Raw genomic sequence first — 2,634 nt, 5'->3', positions numbered from 1 at the left:
CGCTTAAAGCGCTTTAAGGCTAGCATGGAAATGACCAATATTCGCCCTTTTCGCCGCTTTTCCAACCTATTACCCCGCCACTTTCACTCTTAGGCTACAACCACGTACATTCAGCCTGAGAGATCCGTTGCGGAAATAACGCCGCATTAAGGTGTGAGCGACGCTTGGCTATACTTGAGCGAAGCGAAAACGCCAAGCGTTGCGAATCACTCTTAAATGCTTTGTTAGGGGCGTGCTTCAGCTTGCGAACAAGTCTCCTTGCCCTTTTTCCAAAGTTCTTTTGTGTCTGTAAGCCAAGCCTTGAGGCGTTTGGCTTATTTGCTGACCATTGATATTGTCTAATACAGTTTCGACCGAATACCCTGTTATAGCGATTTCACCGACTTCGTCTAACTTGCTATGAATGTTTAAAGCACACTTGATCGCAGACCCATGTTGAAAACTAATTCTTTCGTCTAGTACATCTTGTTTAAACACTTGGTCTTTCATTGTGAAACTAATAGTTTCGCCATCAAAAACACCTTTCCATTTGTAGTTACCCTGCTTCAACACTGGAGAAACAATTTCAATAATTGCTTCGTCAACCGTTTCGACTGGTAGTACGTTAGAACTTAAGATAAAGCGCTTAAAGCTACCGCGTACCACCTCAGTTTCGGGGCTAACCTCACTACCGTCAGATGTGAGACCATTTACACCTAACTTAGTGACTTTATTGTATGTGTTTAAATGCTTGAATAGATTAGAGCGTCGGGTGATAACCTTGTAGTTTTCATTTACTACTTCGGCGACTTTTGTGACTGTTTCAGATTGTACTTTATCTTCTGCTATCTCTGCTTTTAAAGCTTGAATCCTCAATTTTCGTTCTTCGATACTCAAACGAAGGTCTTCTTTTTGAAGGCGCTCCAATTCCGAATCTGATTTGGGTAGCAAAGGGACAGCTATAGCTGCAATGCCAACAATGACAGAAAGAACACCAGCGTTTGCGTTAGCTAGCTGCCATATGTCACGAAGCCCACCCTCTCTGTGTGCTTCGCATTCGATTAAGATGCTTTCATCAAGTGTTTTGGCGATCTCTGTGAGTATCGCAATAACTTCGGCTTCACAACGATTGCGCACCAATGCATCCATTGTGTGAGAGTCATCGCCGAAATAGTAGTGCATTTGAAATTTATTAGCTAAGTGTGGCTTATTCATATATTGCATCCATAGAATCCACACTCAATATGAGGTCTAAAAGCATCACTTTCAAATGCAACCATGTGATTATCATCAAATTTTCAGACAAAGCCCCTAACGCCGCGTTAAGTGGTGAACAACGCCAACCACCAAACCTAAACCATTGTACCTTAAACACTTAAGCTAACTTGAACTGAAATCGCCAAGCGTTGTGAATCCGCCTTAAACGCCTTGTTAGGCGAAGTTTCCCACCAATGTTTAAGGTTGTTTGAAAGCAGATTACCCGAAACAAAATAAGCAACCAAACACCCACTGACTTTTTGTGATTCAAGAATCACAAATATCACTATGTTTCAGCCAAGGTTTCAACAACCACGAAATGCAGACCTTCAACAACAAAGTAGGTTTTGAACCCGAAAAGCCCAAAAGTGCAAACTCTCAGCAAATTCGAAAGCCTCAATTGACTTGCCCTTCCCACACTTTGGGCCAATAAAATTCACCGCTAACCAACGCTAAAAACCAATGAGGCAACCCACGAACATTGGCATGTTTTACGGCTGGAGAGGTTCAAGAATTTGAGCCGACAATGTTGAATTGCCGACTTAGAAAAACGAATGCTCAAAGAGAACTAAGAAGATGAGAGCAAAGAACTTCCCAGCCCGTCGCCTAACGCCGCATTAAGGTGTGAGCAACGCTACCACCTAACCCAAACCATTGCACCGTAAACACATAACCTAACCTTGAACTGAAGGTGCCAAGCGTTGGGAATCACTCTTAAATGCTTTGTTATGCATTTAGTCGTTCTTCGGGTGAAAAACTATCGTTCACAAACTTTAAGAATTCACAGCTTATAATTTTCGCTTGTTCCCAACCTAAATCACTAGAATCAACGACATAAAAGCCAGATATAACACCACCTTCAATTCTGGCCACGCAAATATTTCCATTACCATCTAAGCAAATTGGCATTGCGCCAGACATATCGTGCTTTACCCCATAAATATCTTCGCCGTATATCTCCGACAAAGAAAAGAACTGTAACTCTTTGAACCCAAAATAGACTATAGGGCCATCGCTAACACTCCACCAATTCAACATACTTTCAGGAAGAGTTATTTGAAATATAGTTTCTAACTTGTATATTTCTTCCTGATTTGCGCCTACAGGTCTATCTATAAATTCCATGAAGCCTCTGATGCATAACGCCCTGTTAAGGGGTGAGCAACGCAATACAAAAGCCGCCGCATACCACCTTAAACACTAAAACCAACGCATAGTGAAAATGCCACGCGTTGCGAATCCCTCTTGAACAGTTTGTTAGGCAACATTTCTACGTTTAACTTCTTTCTCATACGAAGATTCGTTGTATAACCAGATAGCCCAAAATGTGAAAAACATCCCGATCGTGTAAATTGAGTAATTAAGAGCATTATCCGATAAGAAAATCGTAATGCTTGC

2 protein-coding genes are annotated in these 2,634 nt (G+C 41.7%); both read right to left on the bottom strand.

Annotation, left to right across the window (positions count from 1 at the left end):
• Nucleotides 1-237: 237 nt before the first annotated feature.
• On the bottom strand, nt 238-1,194 hold the full coding sequence (locus R2S67_RS22585; protein WP_317347142.1) for a hypothetical protein: 957 nt from the start codon (nt 1,192-1,194) through the stop codon (nt 238-240).
• A 768-nt stretch (nt 1,195-1,962) separates the two neighbouring features.
• Nucleotides 1,963-2,361, bottom strand: a complete 399-nt coding sequence (locus R2S67_RS22580) for an SMI1/KNR4 family protein (protein WP_031857246.1) — start codon at nt 2,359-2,361, stop codon at nt 1,963-1,965.
• Nucleotides 2,362-2,634: the final 273 nt, after the last annotated feature.

The organism is Vibrio sp. T13N (assembly GCF_032970445.1).
Classification (GTDB): Bacteria; Pseudomonadota; Gammaproteobacteria; order Enterobacterales; family Vibrionaceae; genus Vibrio; species Vibrio diabolicus.
The sequence above is the reverse complement of the archived record's forward strand: the minus strand, read 5'-3'. Positions and strand labels throughout refer to the sequence as shown.